Origin of the sequence: Labrys okinawensis, assembly GCF_002982075.1 — a bacterium.
Classification (GTDB): Bacteria; Pseudomonadota; Alphaproteobacteria; order Rhizobiales; family Labraceae; genus Labrys; species Labrys okinawensis_A.
Map to the genome: position 1 here is coordinate 69,450 of NZ_PUEJ01000017.1, position 22,790 is coordinate 92,239.

Consider the following 22,790-nt stretch of genomic DNA (forward strand, 5'->3'; position numbering starts at 1 on the left):
TCAGGATTTTTCGAGGATTGCCCGTATGACCTGATCGAGGCTGTGGGATTCAATACCCAGATCGTCGAATCCGGGGCGCCCGGCGTCTGCAACATTGTCGATCTGCATCAGTTCAACTTGGCTGCGCGTCAGCGGCGCTCCGGGGACGAATTCGCATAACGCTGCGAGCGCGTACCAGGCGGGAAACGGAATGGGGACCAGCCGGATCTGGACACCGAGCAGACGGGCCACTTCCAGCACCAGATTTCGGTAGGTGTAGACACCTGGCCCGGCAAACTCGAACGGGCCTGCCTTGATCCGGGCTTCGCCAATGGTGAGACGCGCAACGGCCTCCGCAACGTCCTCGACGAAAGCGGGCTGGAGACGGGTCTCGCCATGTCCGAACAGCGGATAGGCCGGAAGCGTGCGCGCCAGCCTCGCGATCGTGCTCAGCAGCGCATCATCTTTACCAATCATCACTGCGGGCCGGACGAATGTCGCGCCGGTAAATGCAGCGCCGACGGCCTCTTCGCCTTGCCCTCTCGCCCTGATGTATTTCGACCGGGAGCGCGAATCCGAGCCGATACCCGATATATGGATGTATCGTTCGGCGCCCGCCTGCCTGGCCGCTTTTGCCAATTGGGAAGCTGCCACGACATGCACGCGCTCGAATGTCGTGTCGCCATGTTCCGAATAAAGACTGACGGCGTTGATGACCGCACGGGCTCCCGCAACGGCCCTAGCGACCTGAGCCTCGTCGCGCATATCGGCCTCGACGTGGGTAAAGGAACTGGCATGAGCCTGTCCTTTTTCCGCGTCTCCCGCGCGCTGCGAATGCCGAGAGGCCGAGCGAACGGCAACGCCGCTGCTCAAAAGATGCTCGACGATCCTGCGTCCCAGAAAGCCGGAGCCTCCGAACACGGCGACGATGCCCTGAGGCGGCCGACTGTCCGACGATGATATCGATGCGCCCATCATCGCCCCGAACCGTGTTGCAGCCAAAATGTTCGTTCGAGCGATCATTGGGGCGATCAGCTCTTTTGCTGTTCGAACAGCACGCGTTCCTCGGCGCCGGCATTCCGGCTGCTCTGCCGGATGTTTCCGGCCACGACCCCAGCGCCCGAAGAAGACGGGCCAGGCTCTGACCGCCGGCGGGCGAAACCAGGCCGAAAGGCACGACCGGTCGAGGAAGGACGCTTCCGCTCGGCGGCACTCACACGTCAAATGTGTTGGCCCGATAGGGAACAACCATGGGTCGCGATGCTTCGGAACGGCGCAAACCTCACTGTTGAAGCAATAGAGGTATCCGATGAGAACCAGATTGTTCGTAACGGTCGCCGCAGCGGCGTTCTCCGTCGCATTGGCTGCCGGCCCTGGCTTCGCGCAGGATGAAATCCTGCCTAAGCGCCAGCAACCTCAGCAGGGCGAGGCTCCGGCCATGCAGCAGGAGCCCGCCAACAAGATGGAGACACCCCGCAAAGGATCGAGCCAACCTCAGCAGGAGTTGAACGCCGATCAACCACGCAAGAAACCGGCCGCGCAACCCGAAGGTGCTGCAGACAATCCCGCCGGCAATACGGATCAGACCAGGCCGGCCGAGCCCAAGCAAACCGACAGGGCAAAATGCCCGGCGGGGGAGGAAGGTAATTGCCCGCCTTCCAAATCTCGAAGGACCGGCGCCGAGCAGCCCCAGAATAAGCTGAAGTCCAAGAAGACTCTCGATCAGGCACAGCCCGAGGGACAGCCTGCGCAGCAGAAAACGCTCCCGGCCGACGAGAGCGCACCTCAGCCCGCCGAACAATCCCAGCCTGAGAAAAAGCAACCGGCGCCGAGCAATGCCGGGCCGATAACGCCCACGACGAAACCAAGCCAGCAGACGGGGGAGGCTCGCCCGGATAGCACAGATGTCGACGTGGTCGGCAATCTGAATGTTCCGAAGGAAAAAGCCAGCCGGGTGCGCGACATGCTCTTCCGTTCCGGCGAACGCACCAATGTCGACATCGACGTCAACATCAATGTCGGCCGGGCGCTGCCCGCGCGCGTGCGGCCGAGGCCGTTGCCGCCTGACATCGTTGAAATCGTCCCGGAATATCGGAGCTATGAGTATGTCGTCGTTCGGGATGAAATCGTCATCGTCGAGCCACGCACGCGCAAGGTGGTCGAAGTCATCCGCAAGGGTCGCGGACCTGCCCACGCCCGCGCAGCCAGCAACCTCAGATTGACCGCCGCGCAGCGCCGGCTCATTCTCGATTATGCCCGGGAGCGTCGCGTGGTCAAAGTCGAGCGCAGCTTCGACGTGCAAGCCGGTGTCAGCGTGCCGAGTGACGTTGAATTGGTGCCGATACCGGACACGATTGTCACCGAGGTGCCCAGTATCAAGAGCTATGAGTTTATCGTCGACCAGAATGACGATGTGGTGCTCGTCGATCCCGACAGTCGTGCCGTGATCGAGGTGATCCAGTAATTCTTCTTCCTGTCATGCCGCTCACGAGTGAGCGCAGCAGGCGAGGATAGGCGCCGAGAGCAAGGCGCGTTTAGGCTGAAAGGCTGTTTCGCTCTCGCTCTTTGACTCGACACGTCTTTGCGATTCTTGGCGATTTCACCAAATCGCAAAACGCTTTGGCGGCAGTCAGACGGCATGCCACGGTCTCTTCCCGGGCCGCAGCATGCCGTCATCTGCCCGAGTTGGAACGCCACCGCCAACGATCAGGTCATGTCTTCAGGTCTTGCCTGTGTCCCTGCCGGTTTGGAGGAGGGGGCATCAAGGTCACATATTGCCGTGCCCGTCGGATCAGTCACCGCACCCAATCCGGGTTCCTGCCGACGGACGATCGGGAACAACCGATCCGAGGTGAAGTTCGACCAGCGCTATGTCTTGGGCAATGACGGAGACGGCGCGGCAGGGGTCCTCGCCTTCGCCTCCGTCATTCCCGGCGAGCACGTCGCAAACTCTGCCTGTGACTTCGAGGGAAGGGGCAGGATTCTCCTCTAGCTGCCTCCAGCGGCGCCGGGAACAGGTGGAGCTTCAGCGCCGTTGGTATTGCATGCGTGGGAACGCTCGGCCTGAATGGAACAGGGTTCATGGCGAGGAATGGAAAGTCTCGTCACGTCGTCTACGCGGCCTTGATCGGCAACATGCTTGTTGCCGCGACGAAATTCGTGGCTGCGGCAATGACCGGAAGTTCCTCGATGCTGAGCGAGGCCATTCACTCCGTCGTCGACTCGGGCAATGAAGGCCTTCTTCTCTATGGATATCGCCGTTCGGCCCGCAGCCCCGATGAGAAGCATCCCCTGGGTTACGGGCGCGAACTCTATTTCTGGTCCCTTGTCGTCGCGTTGCTGCTCTTCGTTATGGGAGGCGGTTTTGCGATCTATGAGGGTCTCTCGCGTATCGTACACCCTTTTCCGATAACCCACCTTTTTGTCAATTATTGCGTTCTCGGTGCTTCCGCTCTTTTTGAAGGAGGCACCTGGATCATCGCGCTGAAAGCCTTCCAACAGACCAAGCAAGGGGAGGGCTACCTTGAAGCCATCGAAGTCAGCAAGGATCCGCCAGCCTTCATGGTCCTCCTGGAAGATACCGCTGCGCTCGCAGGGTTGGCCCTGTCGGCAGCGGGGCTCTCCTTATCCGAATGGCTCCAGGCGCCGCAGTTCGACGGGGCGGCGTCGCTTGTCATAGGCCTGATGCTGACACTCGTGGCTTTGATCGTTGCGAGGGAGAGCAAGGATCTTCTGATTGGAGAGCGTGCACACCAGAAGATCGATGCCTCCATCAAGGAACTTGCCCAGCGAGAGCCCGAGGTCGAACGCGTCAATGGCGTGCTCACGCTCCATCTGTCGCCGGATCAAATCGTTGCAGCGCTCAGTCTCGAATTCGTCGACGACATCCGGACCACCGAAATCGAAACGGCTATCGTATCGATGGAGCGCCGCATACGAAAACTCCATCCGGAAATCGTTTCAATATTTGTGAAACCTCAAGCGCATCAGACATTCAGGCAAAGAAGAAAGGCAGTTGAGCAGCCTCGTTCTCTCAAGGAACAGGGGCACGAATTTTGAAAAATTCGGTCACAGCAGAGAGGCGCATGTGCAGGAAACTGCAGCAGCGATGAACCATTCAGCACGATGGAGCAATTCATGGACCAGGCATTCAGCGTCGCCGTTCTCGTCGGAAGCCTTCGCAAAGGTTCCTTCAATCTCAAATTGGCAAAGGCCCTGGTTGCCTTGGCGCCGGACAATTTGGCGTGCGAGTTCGTGCAGATAGGCGATCTTCCCCTCTATGACCCGGATCTCGAAGGCGATGCCGTGCCGTCGTCGTGGACCCGTTTTCGCGAGAGCATCGCCAAAACGTCGGCTGTCTTGTTCGTGACCCCGGAATATAACCGGTCAATTCCCGGTGGCTTGAAGAATGCGCTGGACGTCGGCTCCCGGCCCATGGGCAAAAGCGTGTGGGACGGCAAGCCGGCGGCCGTCGCGACAGGGTCGCCTGGCGGTATCGGTGGATTCGGGGCCAACCACATTCTCCGGCAGTCGCTCGTTTTTCTGAATGTCCCAGCCATGCAGCAACCGGAAGCCTATATCGGTGGCATCGCTGATCTCTTCGATGCGGACGGCAATATCGCCAAACCCGACACGAAGACGTTTTTGTCCAAATTCATGACCGCCTTCGGCGCCTGGGTCGCTCTCCACGCCAAACAATAGGAGCGCCCATCAAGCGATCGCGCCATCACGGGTGTCGGCCATTGAGCGTTCGTAACCAACGCCCTGGGCCGGCTTTCCGCCGGCAGCTCCGGACCGGCCGTCGGGAACCAAGCATGGCTTGCGTTGTTCGAAGGCCGTCCTTGCTCCGGCGGAGCGAGGACGCGTCATGCCGGACCGGGCGGCGGGCACCCGCATGGTCTCGCCGGCAACCCCCTGAAATTGCAAGGAGCCTTCCATGGATATTGCCATCGATAAGGTTCGGGCCCTCATCGTCGAAGCCCGCCGGCTTGACGTCAAGGACGGCGACAACGATCCGCAGTCGGGTTCCGACGCAATGGATGACCGCAATGTCGATACGCTTTCGGCCGGTGATCCCGACGAGGCGAGCGAGCATGAATTTCGGGGCATGATCGCCGGCCTGAATATCGATGAGCGCGCCGATCTCCTTGCGCTCCTCTATATCGGGCGCGGCGATTTTGCTGCCGGCGAATGGGAAGCCGCACGCACCCTGGCGCTCGAGCGGGATGCGGCGTCTCTTCATCTCGGCAACTATCTGGTTGCCACCCCCAACCTGCCTGACCTGCTGGGCGAAGGATTGGCGGCCATCGGATTGGGGCTCGACGATGAGAGCCAGGGATCGGCAGAGGCCGCCGCCGAGAACGGGGTCGAGATTCGTCGCCTCAGACGCTCGGACGGCTGATCGACGGGCCATGTCCGAACAGGTTTAGCCTGTGAAATCTGAGTATAATTCCTTGGCCGTGAACAGGATTCGGGGATCGCAGATCATTTAGGGGTAGTTCCGCATGGCCGATCCAACAATTCTCCTGCTGATGTATTTCATCCTGCCGCTGTGGTTGCTGGCAGGGTTTGCCGATTGGATCTGCCATCGGGCCTCGCATATTGAAACGGCGACGGGTGCCAAGGAATCCCTCATTCATCTTCTCATGTTCGCGGAGGTCGGCATTCCCCTGCTGGCCGGCATCTTCCTCGAGATCAATGCCCTCATCATATCGGTCATGATCGCCGCCTTTTTCGTTCACGAAGCAACGGCGCTGTGGGATGTGAGCTACGCGACCACTGCGCGTGAGGTCACACCCATCGAACAACATGTCCATAGCTTCCTGGAGATGATCCCGCTCATGGCGATCGTGTGCGTCGTCTCGCTGCATTGGCAGCAGTTCCTCGCCCTGTTCGGACTGGGTAGCCAAGCGCCTCGTTTCGATTTGACGTGGAAGGCGCAGCCCTTGCCGATCGGCTATGTGGCGGCCCTGATGACAATGATCGTCATCTTCGAATTCCTGCCTTATCTCGAAGAACTCGTTCGTGGACTGGTCGCCAACCGAGGAAAGTTGGTGCCGCCGAAAGCGAAATAGCAGGCGGCACGGCCAGCCTCCGACCTGCCGGACCGGCCCCTATTGAGTGGTCGATCTCGCGCGGCGTTCCGCATCGAGAACATCGCCTATCAGGCCCTTTTGCTCGACATGGGCGCAGAAGCGATCGACCCATGCATCGAAGGTCGCCAAGGCGCTTCCTTCTTGGATGAGGCTATCGGCCTGATCATCCGAATAGAGCCTGTCCACGCCGATCGTGGCGCACTGCCAGAGGCAGTCGGGCACTTCGATGCCTGAATACCGGCACTGCCAGACCAGGGCTTGATAGGCCTCTCTTTCGTTTCGATAGGGCTCGTCGCCGGGCTCAAACCATTCCTTGTGCTTGAGAAGCTTGGGTCGGCCGTCGGGCCCGAGGTCCTTGGCTCCAAGGTCGCTGTAGCAGAAGAAGGCCGCGGTCCGGCCTTCGAGATGGTTGCGGCTCAGGTCGCGCCATTGCGGCGATCGCTCCAGTGCCTGCGCCATCAGGGTGTTCTTCTTTTCGATCAGATCCGGTCTTGGGTTTCCGCCATTCATGCAAACCAGACGATCGAACAGAAGTTTGAACGAAGTTGTGGGGCCATACCAATTGATTGGCCCGATGAAGGCCCAGGCATCCGATCGAGCAAGACGCTCGTAGAGATGCAGGTTCCACAAGAGATCTGGCTGGTGATCGCTGTCCGGGCCATAGCAATTGCAGGGCCAGACGCAGAGCGCCATCGAGGAACTGACGCAGCCATTGCACGCCTGGATCTTGGGTCTGCCATGTTCGTTGCCCAAATCCTCCAGATCGACCTGCCATCCAAGCGGCATGCGCGCGGCCATGCGATGCATCAGCGCCCTGGCCTTGGAGTCCAGGCCTGGGCAGCTATTCAAGCGGCGCTGTGATCCTGCCACCAGCAGAACGCGGAACGGCCGATGGTCGTGGGGGTGAGGCTTCAGCCGTTCCTCGTCGTCAGGAATATTCATTTCCTGGCTTGCCGACGGCATCACGACGATCTTCTGCCGAACCATTCAACGCCCCCTTGGCGGGCTCGACTGGGGAAGTGCCTTCTTGTCGATCTGGGCGCGCTGAATACTCGGCTCGCCGGGCTCTTCCCTAGGTGTAGTGTCCTGGTCGACGTTGAAGCCGGCCTTGCCTGCGACCATGGCGTCGGTTGCCGATGTCTGCCCCTCGACTTCGTGCTCTGCCTGAGCCCAATGCTCGATGGCTTTTCCATCCGGGCGACCCGCTGCCTCCCAAATCTGATAGGCGCGCTCCCGAATGCGTTCATCGCGTCGTTGCCGCATCGCTCAACATGCTCCCTATGAAGTGGGTTCGCACCTAACGCCGCTGCGAAGTCTAGGTTTCGCCATAAGCCCCGGAAAATGCGTGCAACAAATCGCCAGCTCACGCTGCGTCTTCTCCCATCGTGTGCCGCAGTTGAAACGCAACCTCCTCCCCTATGAAGAGCGCGTTCTCCCTCGAACATCGGCAGAGTTATTTTTGAGTATTTGCTCAATTTGTTAAAATATAATTTTAAGTTGAACTGTGATATTCTGTCGCACGTCTAGCGAGACTTGGGCTTGACTATAAAGCATGAAGTTTTGTGGGAACATGTTCTGGCATCCTTTGTTGGAAAGGCGAGCAAGTTGCTCAAGCACATCGAAAGGAGGCCGTCATATGGCTAACACCGATCATCGTGGCTTTGCATCGATGGATGAAGAAAAGCAGCGCGACATTGCACGCAAGGGCGGCCAAAGCGTCCCTGCCGAAAAGCGCAGCTTCTCGCAGGATTCCGAACTTGCATCCGAAGCCGGCCGAAAGGGCGGCGAGAACGCGCCGGACGAAACTCGAAGCTTCTCGAAAAACCGTGAGCTGGCGTCGCAAGCCGGCCGGAAGGGCGGCGAAACATCGGGCGGAAACTTTGCCAAGGATCCGCAGCGGGCCTCCGAAGCTGGCCGCAAAGGCGGCGAGGCCTCGCACGGTGGGCGCTGAGCCACGTCCATATCGCGTGTAGTTTCCGATCAACAGGAGAAATCAGATGACGACCCATTCTGGAACGCGCGGCGGCACGCATGAACAACATGTGAAGGCCGGCCAGCAGAGCCACAAGAACGCGAGTTCGCAGGATCAGCATCGCACGGATCGCGATGAGGATCACAAGACCCGCGGCGGCACGCATGACCAGCACGTGAAAGCTGGCCAACAGAGCCATAAGAACAGCTAGCCCGATGGCCTAGTTTGGCGTCCCCGCCGTCGTGCGGGGACGCTTCTATTTTATATCCGTGATCGCAAGAAGGGTGGCTGAGCGGTCATGCATCAATACCTCGCCGGGATCGGGCTATTGGCTGGCCTGCTGGGATGAGGCGCTGAGCCGCCATACGGTGTTGCCGACATCATCAGCGATCAGCAGCGCACCGCTCCTGTCGACCGCGAGTCCCACGGGACGGCCACGGGCCTCGTCGTCCGGGCCGAGGAAGCCGGTCACGACGTCCTGCGCCGCGCCATCAGGGCGCCCGTCCTTGAACGGCACGAAAACAACCTTGTAGCCGTTGAGTTTCGAGCGGTTCCAACTGCCATGCTCGCCGATAAATGCTCCGCCCCGGTATTGAAGGGGGAGGTTCGTCCCGGTGTAGAAGGCCAGGCCGAGCGGGGCGACGTGCGAGCTCAGCGCGTAGTCGGGAACGATGGCCTTTTCCACCAGGTCCGGCCGTTGGGGCATGACCCTGGGGTCGACATGTTGGCCATAGTAACTGTAGGGCCATCCGTAGAAGCCCCCATCCTTCACCGAGGTCAGGTAGTCCGGGACGAGATCCGGCCCGAGTTCGTCGCGTTCATTCACGACGGCCCAGAGCACATTCGTCTGAGGTTCGAACGTCAATCCGTTCGGGTTGCGCAATCCACCGGCAAAGATGCGGGAACGACCCGTTGCCCGATCGACTTCCCAGATCGCGGCGCGGTTTTTCTCCGCCTCGAGTCCGTTTTCCATGACGTTGCTGTTGGACCCGACACCGACATACAGCAAGGATCCATCCTTGCTCGCAACCAGGCTCTTCGTCCAGTGATGGTCGATCGGGCCGCCGGGCAGCAGCGTCAGTACCTGCCCGGGAGCGGTGATCCTGGTATCGCCTTCGTGATAGGGATATCGGACGATGGCATCGGTATTGGCGACATAGAGATCGTTGTTCACCAGCGCCACGCCGAAGGGCGAATGCAGGTTTTCCAGAAATGTCGTACGAAGATCGGGCGTTCCGTCGCCATTCGTGTCCCGGAGCAGCGTGATCTTGTTGGAAGGTTTGTCGTCGCCACCGCTTCCTGCCGACGTGGCCATCGCCTCCACCAGGGCCATGACGATGTCCTTCGGTCTCCTGGGAGCAGGAGCCGGTGGCGCTTTGGACTGGATGACCAGCACATCACCGTTCGGCAGCACATAAACAGACCGCGGGTGTTCCAGTCCGGTGGCGAGGGCCTGGATTTGCAAACCCTGGGGCACGGATGGCTTTTCGCCCTGTTTCCAGCCGGTCACCGAGGCCAGATGCATCGGCGGGAAAAGATATTCGGATTGCTGCGGCAATTTGGGGTTGGGGCCGATCTGATCGGACGGGTTGCCGCCGCCGTCACTGCAGGCGGACAGGACGAGGACCAGGACAAGACAGCCAGGGGCTATGCGAAGGAATGGGTGATTGATCATGATCCAGCCCTCGGTCGGGCGCGATCCACCGCGGCGGTGACGAGCAAGAGCAAGACGGCGCTGGCCGACAGGATCAGTCCTGTCGGTACGACCGATGTCCAGCCATCCCTGCTGTGGATCAGGGCATTGAAGACAGACACGATGAAGACGAGCATGTAGCCGATGACGCCCGGCCACGCGGGCCGTCTCGCGGCCCTCCAGCCGCCCGAAGCCCAATCAATGAGCCCTGCGAGAAAGACAAGCAGGCCCATGATCACACCAGCGGTTACCAGCCAGGCCGAAAAGTCGGCCCACATCATGTCCGCTGTCCGCCAATAAACGATATCGGTCACGAGCAAGCCGGCGAAACACATGGCAGGAACGGGAAGGAACCATTCAAATATCGTAGGCCGAGTGGCCGGAGCGTTTGACTTCAGGGTATCTGTCGCCATGGCAGCAATCTTTCGAAAATGAGCATCGGCGGTCTCTTCCAAGCCAAATGGGGATCTGTCGGCGCCTCCTCAAACGGGACGTGATCCATCTGCCGGCAAGATGCCGCCGGCGGACGTCCGCTCAATCCGAAAGGTCGATGAGGGCAATACCGAGATCCGCACGCTTGCGGCGGCGCAGATCGACCGGGGTCTCGACCAAGATCACCTCGAGGGTGGGATGGACGATACCGTCGAGAAAATGTCCGCCTCGCGTCGTGCCGTCCGACAGGCCGAGGACGGCATGGATATGCACGCTCGGCTTGTCGTCATCGCCCTCGGCGACGTCGCCCAGGATGCTGAGGACCTCGCACTGCTGGTCGATCGCAATCTTCCGGTAGGAGTGGCTGGCAAAATCGAACCAGCCGACGGTCGCCCGGCTGAAGGCCCCGATCGCCGTGAGCGACGCACTGGCGACATTCTCGCGCCTGACGAACTCGGTAATCGCGGCAAAGGCTTCCTCGCCATCATCGAGAACCAGGACAAAGGTCGTTTCAGAGGCGCTTTTCGAGAGTTTCTTCGATTTCATCAATGCCTCCCTGGAGCAAAGCGCGTTCGAGCGTGACGCTCATTGCTCCAACTCCTTGTTTCCGAGCCAATCCGAAGGATCGGCTCGGGCGTCTTTGCGATCCCGGGTGGCTCCGTTAATCGCAAAGCGCTATTGGGGGATCGGAGCCGCATCGGTCGAATTGTGGATGTTTGGGCTGGCACTTTCTTCAGAAGGGCTGAGAATATTCGGCTCCTCGAAGTGGCCGCTCCCACAAAAAACGCCGAGCACTATTTCTGCCATCGCCCTTCATATTTGAACGGCGGCGCAGCCTTGAGCTGGTCCTTGGAGGCCTCCATCTTGGCGGACCATTTCTTGTCGCTCTCGGAATAATTGATCTTCACGCTTGAAGGCGACACGACCACATAGTGGTCGCCGATGCCTAGAAAGCCGCCGACGGAGACCACAAAGCCTGTGAGCTGACCGTCGGAAATCACCAGATCCTTGATCTCGCCGACATCCTCTCCCGCCGCATTGTCAATGTTCAATCCGATCAGATTGCTGCTGAGCACGTCCGTCGGCTTTGCGGTGACGAAAGTCTGCGTCGTCGTCGTCGTCGCTGTCTGCGAGAGCGCGGGCGTCGCAAGCAACGGGACGATGCTGGCCGCCATCAACAATCTGCGCATGGCTATCTCCTCGCGATATGTTCAAGGAGCCTCCCGAACATCGGTCTGCACGAGAAGTTCCGTAGCGGCGTCTGCCGGTCAGTGGCCGTATGGCTCCAATCGCATTCGAACATGGAAGCTCTGAGCGTATGGATCTCGTTTCAGGCGGACGCGGGGCCGCCGTCTCTGCCGCGCCGAATGGCGGCCCGGCGCCGATCGACCCACATCATGACCGGCCCTGCCGACGCGCCATGCAGCATCACCGAGGCCAGGACGACGAACGATGTCAGCGCCAGTAGACGCTCCATCTCGGGTGAGCTGCCATGGCCGCTGGCATAGGCCATATAATAGAGCGTCCCCAGTCCTCTTATGCCGAAGAAACAAATCACGCCGCGCGCAAGGGCCGGCAGGCCCAGTCCAGCAAGGCTGAGCCAAGCCACCAGCGGACGAACGAGCAAGAGGATGGCAAGGCCGATGGCTCCGTCATGCCACGTCAATCCCTGGAGACCGCCCGCTGCGATCGTGCCGCCGAAGATGATCATCACGATGACCATGAGGATGCGCTCGATCTGCTCTGAAAACCCCTCCAGATCGGAATGGTAGTCGTGGCCCCGATCGGTCGCGCGCAAGGCGACCGCCGCCACGAAGACGGCGATGAAGCCGTTGCCATGCAGCAATTGGGTGATCGCATAAGCGATGAAGGTCATGCCGACTGCGGCCAAGCCATCGCCGGTCTTCGACAGCTCGAGCCGTGGCAACCTGAAGCTGAGCCAGCCGAAGAAGCGGCCGGTCGCAAGCCCGATGGCGGCACCGCAGACCAGTTTCCAGACGAACTCATAGGCGAACCAGTGGATCCAGTCGGTGTTTCCTGATGGCTCAGCCAGGGTCAGCGCCAGAAGGACAAAGGGAAAGGCCAGGCCGTCGTTGAGCCCTGCTTCGGTGGTCAGGCTGAACCGGGCCTCGCCGCCTTCCTCGCGACCTGGGGCTCCCACCTGAACATCGGCGGCAAGCACGGGATCAGTGGGTGCCAGGGCCGCCGCGAGCAGCAGGGCGGACGCCCAGGACAGGCCGCCAGTCATCCGGCCCAACAGCGCAATGGCTGCAATGGTCAGGGGCATGGCGAGTATCAGCATTCGTGCCGTCACACGCCAGCGATGCCAGTCAAAATTGCGCTCGATGCGCAATCCGCTGCCCATCAAGGCGATCAGGATGACGAATTCGGTGAGATGCTCGAAGCTCCCCCGGTTGAAGATGGCCTCGGGGGGCGGCACTGCCCAACTCCTGGGATAGGCGAAATATCCGATGCCCAAGGCAATGATCGGCAGGGAGAGAGGCAGACGCCTCAGCACGAGCGGGAGCCAGGCCGTCAGGAGAATGACGATGCCAAAAACGAGCGGCAGGACTGCCATCGGGTCAAGTGGCTGCCACATGAGCATCATGCTCCGTCATCTCTGAGGTTTCTTCTGCCGTCCCCTGTATCGGACAAGTGGGAGGCCTGGGCGCCTCATGCCTCGGCGGCACGAATATCCGCCAGCGAAACCTGCCCCCTCTCTCGAGCGCGTCGGTCATTCGCGGTCGCTGACCGCGGGAGCGGGCGGTTGGGCGCCTTGCTTTGCCGGATTGGTGGTGTTTACCCACCAGACAATGCCGCAGAAAATGGCAAAGACTATGATTGCAGCACTCCAGATCAATCGTGCAAACATTGCAACAGCGCCGTTCGAAACAGTCGGGCTTTCATTCGCCTTGCAAAGAAAGCTGGCCCGGAAATTCTGGTCCAACCTCAAAAAAGCTCGGCGAGCGGTTCGAGGAAATCGACGACGCGAAACAGGACACAGGACCCGAAACGTTGCGACCCGACCGATTGGCTCAGGGGAGGGAGCATCGGCCGGGTCGCTCGGTCAGCGGTTTCCGCGTCGCTGGCCCACGAAGGCGTCGGACCCTTCGTGCGCTCCTAACCAGCCTTGCATCGCAGGGTTCCGCTCAAATCGCACATGGTGTGCATGTCCGTTCGGGCAGCGCATTTTCAAAAGAATAGCCCGGCGGTGAGAACGCCGGGCATGTGTTCCGTCGCTCACGCTGCCCATCGCGCCATCGCGGGCTCGTGCCTCTGCCGCCCGCCTTGGGCGGTCTTCGCACTCACGCAGAGGAACCAATGGCACTTGGGGGAGTTCGGTGTGTCTCCGATGGCGAGCGGGCTCGACCGATCCCCGCTCGCGCCGGATCACGGCGGCGGATGGAGAGGCCGCCCTCACCCAAGAGCCGTTCAAAGAGGAGTTTTCCATGACGATCGAGAGCAGGGAATATGGCAATCTCATCGGCAGCGACAAGGTCGAGGGCACTGCCGTATATGGCGCCGACGGAGAGAAGATCGGCTCGATCGAACGCGTCATGATCGACAAGAAGACAGGGCAAGTCTCGTACGCCGTACTTGGATTTGGCGGATTTCTCGGGATCGGAGCCGACCATTATCCCCTTTCCTGGAATACATTGACCTACAACACCGATCTCGGCGGCTATCAGACGAACTTGACCGAGGACCAGCTTAGAGGCGGTCCCAAATACAGCTCCGAAAATGACTGGGACTGGGACAATCCGGATCGCCCCAGAGCCGTCGATGCCTATTACGGCGCCTTGTGGAGCGGAAATCCCCTCGATCCGAGGCTGGATCAGCGTCCCTAGGATCTTGGTCAGAGCCCTGTAATTGGCGCGAAGCGGCATGCGATCCCGGTTTCTATCAGGGGTCACGAGGCGTCGCGGGCTCTGTCGTGGCAGGCGCTGATCGCGCTTGAAAACACGTCCACGCGGGCGGCAGGCGCTGGCGCGCGCACAAGCGAACTCATGGAGATACCCGCATGGTCAAGAAAGCCCGAGACGAAATCGCGAAGATCCATGATCAATCGCTGACGCGCGGCAATGGCGGCGAACTGCATCAAGTGGCAGAAGGCGGCACGGCGCGGCTTACCACGGCCCAGGGCGCTCCCGTCGCGGACGATCAGAACAGCCTCAAGCTCGGTCAGCGTGGGCCAACGCTCCTGGAGGACTTTCACTTCAGGGAGAAGATCTTCCATTTCGACCATGAGCGGATTCCCGAGCGTGTCGTCCATGCCCGCGGATATGGAGCCCATGGCTATTTCGAGACCTACAGATCGTTGTCGCAATACACCCGTGCCGACGTGTTCCAGCGCGCCGGGGAAAAGACGCCGGCCTTCGTGCGTTTCTCGACTGTCGCCGGTTCCAAGGGCTCGTTCGATCTGCCTCGCGATGTCCGCGGCTTCGCGGTGAAGATCTATACGAAAGAAGGAAATTGGGACCTCGTCGGCAACAATATCCCGGTCTTCTTCATTCAGGATGCCATCAAGTTTCCGGATGTGATCCACGCGGTGAAGCCGGAGCCGGACCGCGCCTTCCCGCAAGCCCAATCAGCGCATGACAATTTCTGGGATTTCATCTCCCTGACGCCCGAATCCATGCACATGGTCATGTGGGTGATGTCCGATCGGGCAATTCCGCGCTCGTTCCGCTTCATGCAAGGCTTCGGCGTCCACACCTTCCGCTTCCTCGATAGCGAGGACAAATCGACCTTCGTTAAATTCATCTGGAAGCCGAAGCTCAGTATGCAATCGGTTGTTTGGAACGAGGCGGTCAAGATCAATGGGGCCGATCCCGACTTTCATCGCCGCGATCTGTGGGAAGCGATCCAAACCGGAAATTTCCCGGAATGGGAGCTGTGCGTGCAGCTGTTCGATCAGGCGTTCGCCGACCAGTTCGACTTCGACGTGTTGGACCCAACCAAGCTCATACCGGAGGAGGTGCTCGAGCCCATTCCCGTCGGGCGATTGGTGTTGGACCGGATGCCCGACAATTTCTTCGCGGAGACCGAGCAGGTCGCGTTCATGACGCAGAACGTGCCGCCCGGGATCGATTTTTCCAACGATCCGCTGCTGCAGGGCCGCAACTTCTCCTATCTCGATACTCAGCTCAAGAGGCTCGGAAGCACTAACTTTACCCACCTCCCCATCAATGCGCCGAAATGCCCCTTCGCCCACTTCCAACAGGATGGGCACATGGCGATGCGCAACCCTGTCGGCCGCGCCAACTATCAGCCGAATTCATGGGGAGAAGGACCGAGGGAGGACCCCGCTCGCGGTTTCCGCTCTTATCGCGAGGACGTCGAAGCGCCGAAGGTTCGCCTGCGGGCCGAAAGCTTCGCCGACCACTACAGCCAGGCACGGCAGTTCTACATCAGCCAAACCGGCCCTGAGCAAAGGCACATCGCGATGGCACTGACGTTCGAACTGAGTAAATGCGAGAATCCGAGCATACGCGAGCGTATGGTCTCGCATCTGTTGAACATCGACGAGGGGCTGGGCGCAGCGGTCGCCGGCAGGCTGGGGATCGGCAGATTGCCCAAGCCCGCGGATGCCGCCGTTGCGCCCCGGAAGGATCTCCCGCCGTCGCCGGCCCTCAGCATCGTCCGCAATGGTCCACCCAGCTTTGCGGGCCGCAAGGTGGGCGTCCTGGTCGGTGAGGGAACGGATGCCGCGATGCTCGCGGCGCTGCAGACCGCCGTCGAAAAGGAAGGCGCGACGCTGGAAGTGATCGCCCCCCATGTCGGCGGGGCGCAGGCTAAGGACGGAACGCTCATTCCGGCAAAGCACATGATCGATGGCGGCCCGTCCGTGCTTTTCGATGCCGTGGCCCTTCTGCTGTCGGATGCAGGAGCCGAAGCCCTGACAAGCGAGGCGGCCGCGCGAGATTTCGTGGCGGATGCATTCGCACACTGCAAGTTCATCGGTTTCAGCAACGGAGCCGAGGCCCTTCTGCTCAAATCCGGTATTGCTCTCGATGCCGACGAAGGCCTGGTTTATCTCAGCGATGCCGGATCGATGACCCGCTTCGTGGAAACCTGCCGCCAATTGCGCCTTTGGGCACGCGAAGCAAACGTCAAGCTCTGAAGAGTGCGTCCAGATGGCTGCGCAGGGCCTCGTTCATGGACCGCTCGGTCCCAACTGCCTTCACCTTTGCATCGACATGCAACGCTTGTTCGGGCCTGGCTATCCATGGGCAGTGCCCTGGCTCGAGAAGGTAGCGCCGGTGATAGAGACGCTGTGCGCGCATCACGCTGCTCAAACGATCTTCACCAGATTCATACCGGCTGCCCGGGCCGGAGAGGGGAGGGGAAGTTGGGAGCGCTATTATCGCAAATGGGCTTGTGTGACCCTGGACGAAATCGGTCCCGATGCCGTCCGGCTGGTCGCCCGGCTGGAGCGCTTCGTGCCGCCGGGTCTGGTTTTGGACAAGACGGTCTATTCACCTTGGACGGAGGGACATCTCGACCGGCTTTTGACGGACACCGACGTAAATACCATCGTCATCTCAGGCGGGGAGACGGATGTTTGCGTGTTGGCAACGGTCCTCGGGGCAATCGATAGAGGCTATCGCGTGGTGCTGGCGATCGATGCTCTTTGCAGCTCTTCGGACGAGACGCATGATGCTCTCATGCAGCTCTATCTCACCCGGTTTACCGAACAAATCGAGGTTGCGAGCAGCGAGGAGATTCTGGAAAACTGGCGGTGACGGGCCATAAACACACAGAACTCTCATGCGATCGTCGCCCTGGGTGAAGCTGGGCCTGATGGTCTGCTCGGGGTTGAAATTCAAAGGGTTCGTGCTTATCTGCCGGTACGAGAGAGGCGTGACCGAGCCAGCGTGATTTGATCCGCGAATAGCCTTCGCCCTTTCGCAAATCCACATTTGGCGGGCAGAGATCTCCCAGCCGTACTGGGTGCGCGCAGAAGGCTTGGCGCCGAACCGTTCCCAGGACTGGATTGCAGACGCCCTGCCCGTACGGATCTCAGCAATTTTCACCAGAAAGCGGCGACTTCGCGTTGAAGCCGGCCGACGAGAAATCATGAAGACCATCATCAATCGGAATGCAACGGCGGCGGAACAGCCCTGCCGCACCAAAACCACAACCGTCCCAACCCTGCCAAAAGCCAAAAGGGATTGGCAGCCCGAACCCTGCGGCCTCAGTCGCGAGGAATTGCGCAAGATCGTTGCCGACCAGCTCGGCTGATCAACGCCACAACGAAGCCATTTTGGAATGGCTCAGGATCTCAATGAACACGAATTATAATCACACAAAATCAACATCTGGAATTCGATTTCAGCGCCCGGCGCCTTCGAGTGGCGCCGGGCATAAGAACGCCCGCAATGCGCGCGAGAATTATGAAAGCTATCTGAGGCGCGCCCATGCCGAAGCTGCGGCGGGCGACCTGATTGCCGCAGAAAACTACTATCAGCATGCGGAGCATTACCTTCGAACAATGCAGGCTGCCACCCAGGGTCGGGCGAACTGAACTGCCTCATAAACGAGCGACGGCAGGGGATCGCTAGTTTGGCCCGCAGCCCTATGAGCGTTCTGCCTGTCTGCGGAAAAGACGCCGGAATTTCGGAACAGCGAGGAGTAGGCGCGCCTGGCTGCCCGATCGAGCTATGGCGGCTTGCGAGCGAGATCGCCTGAATCGGCCGGGAACCACCAATCCATATCTTTGTTCGTCGGTGAGTGGGGCTCAGCCCCTGTCGCACCCGCGTGAACAGATTGGAACCTTGCATGCAAAGTCCCGACCACGAGATAAGGCGGCGTGACCTGTTGATCGCCGGAGCCGCATCCGCAGTGCTGGGGTTGCCGTCCCAGGCTCAGGCCCAGATGGCTGCAACCGCCGGGAAATCAACGATGCCAGACCAGCTCAACCTGTCGGACGTGTCGATCGTTGTGAATGGCGAGAAGCGGACGTTGAGGCTGGATGTGCGTACCACCTTGCTCGACGCGCTTCGTGAGCACCTCCATCTCACCGGTACGAAAAAGGGCTGCGACCACGGCCAATGTGGTGCCTGCACGGTGATCGTCGAAGGCCGCCGGATCAATTCCTGCCTGACGCTGGCTGTGATGCACGAGGGCGATCGCGTCACGACGATCGAGGGGCTGGGCACGCCCGACAAGCTCCATCCGATGCAGGCCGCCTTCGTGAAGCATGATGGCTATCAATGCGGCTATTGCACGCCCGGGCAGATCTGCTCGGCGGTCGCGGCGCTCGATGAGATCAAGGCCGGCATCCCGAGCCATGTCAGTGCGGATCTGATGTCTCGGCCGGCGGTGACCGGCGCCGAACTCAGAGAGCGCATGAGCGGGAACATCTGCCGCTGCGCTGCCTATTCCAACATCATCGACGCCATCAGCGAGGTGGCGGGGAGGAAGGCATGAGGTCCTTCACCTATGAACGCGCCGCTTCGCCGGCCGAAGCAATCGCCGCCGCCGCGCGGGTCCAGGGCGCCAAGTTCATCGCCGGCGGCACCAATCTGCTCGATCTCATGAAGCTCGAGATCGAAACGCCTACCCATCTCATCGATGTGAACGGCCTCGCCTTCGACACGATCGAGGCCACGCCGGACGGCGGCTTGCGGATCGGCGCCCTGGTGCGAAACACAGATCTTGCAGCGGATGAGCGCGTGCGCCGCGACTACCCCCTGCTGACGCGCGCATTGGTCGCCGGCGCCTCGGCTCAGCTTCGCAACAAGGCGACGACCGCGGGCAATCTCCTGCAGAGAACGCGTTGTCCCTATTTCTATGACACGGGCCAGCCCTGCAACAAGCGTCGGCCCGGTAGCGGCTGTTCTGCAATCGGCGGGTTCACGCGCAACCACGCGATCCTGGGTGCCAGCGAGGCCTGCATCGCCACCCATCCGAGCGACATGGCGGTGGCCATGCGCGCCCTCGACGCGACGGTGGAGACGCTGCGCCCGAATGGGACGGCACGCAGCATTCCAATTGCCGAGTTCTATCGATTGCCGGACGACGCGCCGGACAAGGAAACAGTTCTCGCACCCGGCGAACTGATCAGCGCGGTCACATTGCCGAAGCCGATCGGCGGCAGGCAGATCTATCGGAAAGTTCGCGACCGCGCCTCCTATGCCTTCGCCTTGGTCTCGATCGGGGCAATCGTCCAGAAGGACGGGAGCGGGCGCATCGCCGTTGGTGGCGTGGCACACAAGCCCTGGCGCGTCGAGGCGGCTGAAGCGGCGCTGCCACGTGGTGCCATGGCGGTCACCCCTCAACTTCTCGCCGGCGCCAACCCGACCCCGCAGAATGCATTCAAGCTGCGGCTGGTCGAACGCACGCTCGGTGCCATCCTTTCAGAGGCAAGGGGATGAGCCATGAGATTCGACACCCCCGCCACCACCAATCCGATCGACCAGCTCAAGGTCATTGGCCAACCCGTCAACCGGGTCGACGGCCCTCTCAAAACCGCGGGCATGGCGCCCTATGCCTATGAACGCCATGATGTCGCGCCGAACCAGGCCTATGGCTATGTGGTCGGGGCGGCGATTGCCAAGGGGCGGATCGCCTCGATCGACCTTGCGAAAGCCAAGGCCTCTCCTGGCGTGCTCGCCATCGTCACGGCGGAGAATGCCGGCAAGCTCGGCAAGGGCAGCCGAAACACCGCGACCCTGCTCGGTGGCCCTGCCATCGAACATTACCACCAGGCGATTGCACTGGTGGTCGCCGAGACATTCGAGCAGGCGCGCGCTGCCGCCAATCTGGTCGAGGTGAACTACACGCGGGCCGACGGTGCCTTCGATCTTGCGTCGGCGAGGAATTCGGCCGGCACGCCCAAGCCTGGCTTTGGGGGACCTGCGGATACTGCCGTCGGCGATTTTGCCGGTGCCTTTGCCGCGGCTCCAGTCCAGCTCGACGCGACCTACACGACGCCCGATCAATCGCATGCGATGATGGAGCCCCATGCTTCGATTGCCGCCTGGGAGGGAGACAAGCTTACCGTCTGGACGTCCAACCAGATGATCGCCTGGGCGGCCGGCGACCTCGCCGAGACGCTTGGCATCGCCAAGGACAAGGTTCGCGTCATCTCGCCGTTCATCGGTGGCGGTTTCGGCGGCAAGCTGTTCTTGCGCTCCGACGTACTGCTCGCCGCTCTCGGTGCACGCGCGGCCGGGCGGCCGGTCAAGGTCGCCTTGACGCGGCCGCTGATGGCCAACAATACGACGCATCGGCCGGCGACGATCCAACGCATTCGCATCGGCGCGACGCGCGAGGGCAAGATCACCGCGATCGGTCATGAAAGCTGGTCCGGCGACCTGCCGGGTGGCGGCCCGGAGACAGCCGTGAGCCAGACGCGCCTGCTTTATGCCGGCGCCAACCGCATGACCTCGATGCGGCTCGCGGTGCTCGATCTTGCCGAAGGCAACGCGATGCGTGCGCCGGGCGAGGCCTCGGGCATGATGGCGCTGGAGATTGCGGTCGACGAGATGGCGGAGAAGCTCGGACTGGACCCGGTGGAGTTTCGTATCCTCAACGATACGCAGGTCGACCCCGAGCATCCGGAACGTTCGTTCTCACGGCGACGTTTGGTCGAATGCCTGCGTACCGGCGCAGAGCGGTTCGGCTGGAGCAGGCGCCAGGCGCAGCCTGGCCGAACGCGCGATGGACGCTTTTTTGTTGGAATGGGCGTTGCCGCCGCCTTTCGCAACAACCTGTTGACCAAGTCGGCGGCGCGCGTTCGACTCGACGACAGCGGCACGGTCACGGTTGAGACCGATATGACGGATATAGGCACCGGTAGCTACACCATCATTGCCCAGACCGCGGCGGAAATGATGGGCATCCCGGTCGAGAAGGTGACGGTCCGCCTCGGTGACTCGACGTTTCCGGTTTCCTGCGGATCGGGCGGGCAATGGGGCGGCAACAATTCGACGGCCGGCGTCTATGCCGCATGCGTCAAGCTGCGCGAAGCCGTGGCCCAAAGGCTCGGCTTCAATTCTGCCGAAGCCGTCTTCGCCGATGGCCAGGTCCGCTCGGGCAATCGCAGCGCCTCGCTTGCCCAGGCGGCCGGCGCGGAGGGGCTCGCTGCCGAGGACGGCATTGAATACGGCGATCTTGCCAAGACGTATCAGCAGTCGACTTTCGGCGCGCATTTCGTCGAGGTCGGCGTCGATGCCGCCACCGGCGAGACCCGGGTCAGGCGCATGCTTGCTGCCTGTGCCTGCGGTCGCATCCTGAACCCGAAGACGGCGCGCAGTCAGCTGATCGGCGCGATGACCATGGGCGTCGGCGCCGCCCTTACGGAGGAACTGGTCGTCGACAAGCGCTCCGGCTTCTTCGTCAACCACGACTTGGCAAGCTATGAGGTTCCCGTTCATGCCGATATCCCGCACCAGGAGGTGATCTTCCTCGACGAAACAGATCCGATCTCGTCGCCGATGAAGGCCAAGGGCGTCGCCGAGCTGGGGATCTGCGGCGTCGCCGCCGCCGTCGCCAATGCGATCTACAATGCCACGGGTATCCGCATACGGGACTATCCGATGACGCTGGATAAGCTCATCGACCGCCTGCCCGAGATGCAGTGAGCAATGTTTCTCTGCTCATAAGGAGCATCGCTGTCGGCGTACGCCTGCTGGGCTCATAGGTCGGTCGAGCGACGGTTGACAAGGCGAGCGGTGATCGACCATGGTTGCGCATGGTCGAAGAGGATACGCACATTGTCTCCCGCTTCGCCCGCATCCCCATCGGCGGGATGCGGGGAGCTCGATCGCGCTAGCAAGACAGCGGGAACGGCCCCTTGGCCTCGCCACTCGTGGACGAGGCCCTCCGTGCGACCTGTGCCTCGTCTCCTTCTCTTGAATGGAGCCTATCATGGCACAGAACATCTATGACAATCCTGTCTTCTTTTCCGGCTACAGCCAGCTTCCGCGCCAGATTCACGGCCTTGCCGGCGCGCCCGAATGGCCGGTGCTGCGCGGGATGTTTCCTGACGTGGCCGGCAAGCGCGCCGTCGATCTTGGGTGCGGATTCGGCTGGGTTTCACGCTGGTTGCGTGAAAGTGGCGCCGAGACCGTGTTGGGGATCGACCTGTCCGAGACGATGATCGCCCGGGCTCGTGCGCTGAGCGCCGATCCTGCAGTCGAGTACCGAATTGCAGACATCGAGACAATCGACCTTCAGGAACGCGCCTTCGATTTTGCGTTCAGCTCATTGACGTTCCACTATGTCCGGGACTTCGACCGGCTCGCGCGCATGATCCACCGTTCGCTCACGCCGGGCAGTCATCTCGTCTTCTCCATCGAACACCCGATCTTCATGGCCGCGGCCCATCCTCATTGGATCGAAGACGAGGATGGGAGGAAGACGTGGCCGGTCAATCGTTATGCCATCGAAGGGGAACGCCGCACCGACTGGTTCGCCAAGGGTGTTTTGAAGTACCACCGAACCATCGCAACGACACTCAGGGCGCTGATCAGGGCCGGATTTGCTTTGGAAGCCATCGATGAGTTCGCGCCGTCTCGGGAGCAAGTCGAGGAAACACCGGCGCTGGAGGAGGAATTGGAGCGGCCGATGATGCTCCTCGTCTCGGTCAGACGATAGCAGGTGCCATTGC

The 22,790-nt window shown here is 61.1% G+C and carries 24 protein-coding genes; 16 read left to right on the forward strand and 8 right to left on the reverse strand.

Features of this window, described 5'->3' with window-relative positions:
- Window positions 1-1,002 (reverse strand): complex I NDUFA9 subunit family protein, encoded by a 1,002-nt coding sequence (locus C5L14_RS29450; protein WP_245443655.1) that lies wholly within the window; start codon window positions 1,000-1,002, stop codon window positions 1-3.
- 298 nt (window positions 1,003-1,300) lie between these two features.
- On the opposite strand from C5L14_RS29450, the gene C5L14_RS29455 reads away from it, so the two are divergent.
- The 5 genes from C5L14_RS29455 to C5L14_RS29480 all read left to right on the forward strand — a co-directional run bounded on the left by C5L14_RS29455 (window position 1,301) and on the right by C5L14_RS29480 (window position 6,053).
- Window positions 1,301-2,443, forward strand: a complete 1,143-nt coding sequence (locus C5L14_RS29455; RefSeq protein ID WP_181161382.1) for a DUF1236 domain-containing protein — start codon at window positions 1,301-1,303, stop codon at window positions 2,441-2,443.
- 584 nt (window positions 2,444-3,027) lie between these two features.
- Window positions 3,028-4,038, forward strand: coding sequence for a cation diffusion facilitator family transporter (locus tag C5L14_RS29460; protein ID WP_342588444.1), 1,011 nt, complete (start codon window positions 3,028-3,030; stop codon window positions 4,036-4,038).
- A 78-nt stretch (window positions 4,039-4,116) separates the two neighbouring features.
- Window positions 4,117-4,680, forward strand: coding sequence for an NADPH-dependent FMN reductase (locus tag C5L14_RS29465; protein WP_105865663.1), 564 nt, complete (start codon window positions 4,117-4,119; stop codon window positions 4,678-4,680).
- Window positions 4,681-4,915: 235 nt separating this feature from the next.
- The gene (locus C5L14_RS29475) at window positions 4,916-5,380 is read left to right on the forward strand and encodes a DUF3775 domain-containing protein (protein ID WP_105865631.1); all 465 of its coding nucleotides are present in this window, start codon (window positions 4,916-4,918) and stop codon (window positions 5,378-5,380) included.
- A gap of 130 nt (window positions 5,381-5,510) precedes the next feature.
- Window positions 5,511-6,053: a diguanylate cyclase gene (locus C5L14_RS29480; protein ID WP_245443656.1), complete on the forward strand. Its 543-nt coding sequence runs from the start codon at window positions 5,511-5,513 to the stop codon at window positions 6,051-6,053.
- A gap of 39 nt (window positions 6,054-6,092) precedes the next feature.
- On the opposite strand, the gene C5L14_RS29485 is transcribed toward C5L14_RS29480, so the two are convergent.
- Together C5L14_RS29485 and C5L14_RS29490 are read right to left on the reverse strand one after the other, a co-directional pair.
- The gene (locus tag C5L14_RS29485) at window positions 6,093-7,061 is read right to left on the reverse strand and encodes an NAD(P)H-dependent oxidoreductase (protein ID WP_245443657.1); all 969 of its coding nucleotides are present in this window, start codon (window positions 7,059-7,061) and stop codon (window positions 6,093-6,095) included.
- Window positions 7,062-7,337 (reverse strand): DUF2934 domain-containing protein, encoded by a 276-nt coding sequence (locus C5L14_RS29490; protein WP_105865633.1) that lies wholly within the window; start codon window positions 7,335-7,337, stop codon window positions 7,062-7,064.
- A gap of 373 nt (window positions 7,338-7,710) precedes the next feature.
- Here C5L14_RS29490 and C5L14_RS29495 point away from each other — a divergent pair, with 373 nt between their 5' ends.
- Both C5L14_RS29495 and C5L14_RS29500 read left to right on the forward strand, forming a co-directional pair.
- Window positions 7,711-8,025, forward strand: a complete 315-nt coding sequence (locus C5L14_RS29495) for a general stress protein (RefSeq protein ID WP_105865634.1) — start codon at window positions 7,711-7,713, stop codon at window positions 8,023-8,025.
- A gap of 46 nt (window positions 8,026-8,071) precedes the next feature.
- Entirely contained in the window at window positions 8,072-8,257 is a 186-nt protein-coding gene (locus C5L14_RS29500) for a hypothetical protein (protein WP_105865635.1), read from the forward strand.
- 114 nt (window positions 8,258-8,371) lie between these two features.
- Here the strand turns inward: C5L14_RS29500 and C5L14_RS29505 are convergent, their stop codons facing one another.
- From C5L14_RS29505 to C5L14_RS29525, 5 genes are all read right to left on the reverse strand, one after another.
- A complete protein-coding gene (locus C5L14_RS29505) occupies window positions 8,372-9,721 on the reverse strand; it encodes a PQQ-dependent sugar dehydrogenase (RefSeq protein ID WP_105865636.1) in 1,350 nt (449 codons plus the stop codon).
- Window positions 9,718-10,152 (reverse strand): DUF2231 domain-containing protein, encoded by a 435-nt coding sequence (locus C5L14_RS29510; protein ID WP_105865637.1) that lies wholly within the window; start codon window positions 10,150-10,152, stop codon window positions 9,718-9,720. The genes C5L14_RS29505 and C5L14_RS29510 overlap by 4 nt, the downstream gene beginning before the upstream one ends.
- A gap of 121 nt (window positions 10,153-10,273) precedes the next feature.
- Entirely contained in the window at window positions 10,274-10,717 is a 444-nt protein-coding gene (locus C5L14_RS29515; RefSeq protein ID WP_105865638.1) for a PPC domain-containing DNA-binding protein, read from the reverse strand.
- A 248-nt stretch (window positions 10,718-10,965) separates the two neighbouring features.
- Window positions 10,966-11,361 (reverse strand): PRC-barrel domain-containing protein, encoded by a 396-nt coding sequence (locus tag C5L14_RS29520; RefSeq protein WP_105865639.1) that lies wholly within the window; start codon window positions 11,359-11,361, stop codon window positions 10,966-10,968.
- A gap of 140 nt (window positions 11,362-11,501) precedes the next feature.
- Entirely contained in the window at window positions 11,502-12,770 is a 1,269-nt protein-coding gene (locus C5L14_RS29525) for a cation:proton antiporter (protein ID WP_105865665.1), read from the reverse strand.
- An 850-nt stretch (window positions 12,771-13,620) separates the two neighbouring features.
- Between C5L14_RS29525 and C5L14_RS29530 the strand changes: the two genes are divergently transcribed.
- The 9 genes from C5L14_RS29530 to C5L14_RS29565 all read left to right on the forward strand — a co-directional run bounded on the left by C5L14_RS29530 (window position 13,621) and on the right by C5L14_RS29565 (window position 22,777).
- Window positions 13,621-14,019 carry a PRC-barrel domain-containing protein gene (locus C5L14_RS29530; RefSeq protein WP_105865640.1) on the forward strand — a complete coding sequence of 133 codons (399 nt, stop codon included), beginning with the start codon at window positions 13,621-13,623 and terminating at the stop codon, window positions 14,017-14,019.
- Between the two features lie 173 nt (window positions 14,020-14,192).
- Entirely contained in the window at window positions 14,193-16,295 is a 2,103-nt protein-coding gene (locus C5L14_RS29535; protein WP_105865641.1) for a catalase, read from the forward strand.
- A gap of 13 nt (window positions 16,296-16,308) precedes the next feature.
- Window positions 16,309-16,917 (forward strand): cysteine hydrolase family protein, encoded by a 609-nt coding sequence (locus C5L14_RS29540; RefSeq protein WP_105865642.1) that lies wholly within the window; start codon window positions 16,309-16,311, stop codon window positions 16,915-16,917.
- Window positions 16,918-17,251: 334 nt separating this feature from the next.
- Window positions 17,252-17,416 carry a hypothetical protein gene (locus C5L14_RS30525; RefSeq protein WP_181161383.1) on the forward strand — a complete coding sequence of 55 codons (165 nt, stop codon included), beginning with the start codon at window positions 17,252-17,254 and terminating at the stop codon, window positions 17,414-17,416.
- 43 nt (window positions 17,417-17,459) lie between these two features.
- The gene (locus tag C5L14_RS30530) at window positions 17,460-17,699 is read left to right on the forward strand and encodes a DUF4167 domain-containing protein (protein ID WP_181161384.1); all 240 of its coding nucleotides are present in this window, start codon (window positions 17,460-17,462) and stop codon (window positions 17,697-17,699) included.
- Window positions 17,700-17,941: 242 nt separating this feature from the next.
- Window positions 17,942-18,604 (forward strand): aldehyde dehydrogenase iron-sulfur subunit PaoA, encoded by a 663-nt coding sequence (gene paoA / locus C5L14_RS29550; RefSeq protein WP_428832671.1) that lies wholly within the window; start codon window positions 17,942-17,944, stop codon window positions 18,602-18,604.
- Window positions 18,601-19,551, forward strand: coding sequence for an FAD binding domain-containing protein (locus C5L14_RS29555; protein WP_105865645.1), 951 nt, complete (start codon window positions 18,601-18,603; stop codon window positions 19,549-19,551). Before paoA ends, C5L14_RS29555 begins: the two co-directional genes overlap by 4 nt.
- Before the next feature lie 3 nt (window positions 19,552-19,554).
- A complete protein-coding gene (gene paoC, locus C5L14_RS29560) occupies window positions 19,555-21,762 on the forward strand; it encodes an aldehyde oxidoreductase molybdenum-binding subunit PaoC (protein ID WP_105865646.1) in 2,208 nt (735 codons plus the stop codon).
- A gap of 286 nt (window positions 21,763-22,048) precedes the next feature.
- Window positions 22,049-22,777 carry a class I SAM-dependent methyltransferase gene (locus tag C5L14_RS29565; RefSeq protein ID WP_105865647.1) on the forward strand — a complete coding sequence of 243 codons (729 nt, stop codon included), beginning with the start codon at window positions 22,049-22,051 and terminating at the stop codon, window positions 22,775-22,777.
- Window positions 22,778-22,790 lie beyond the last annotated feature (13 nt).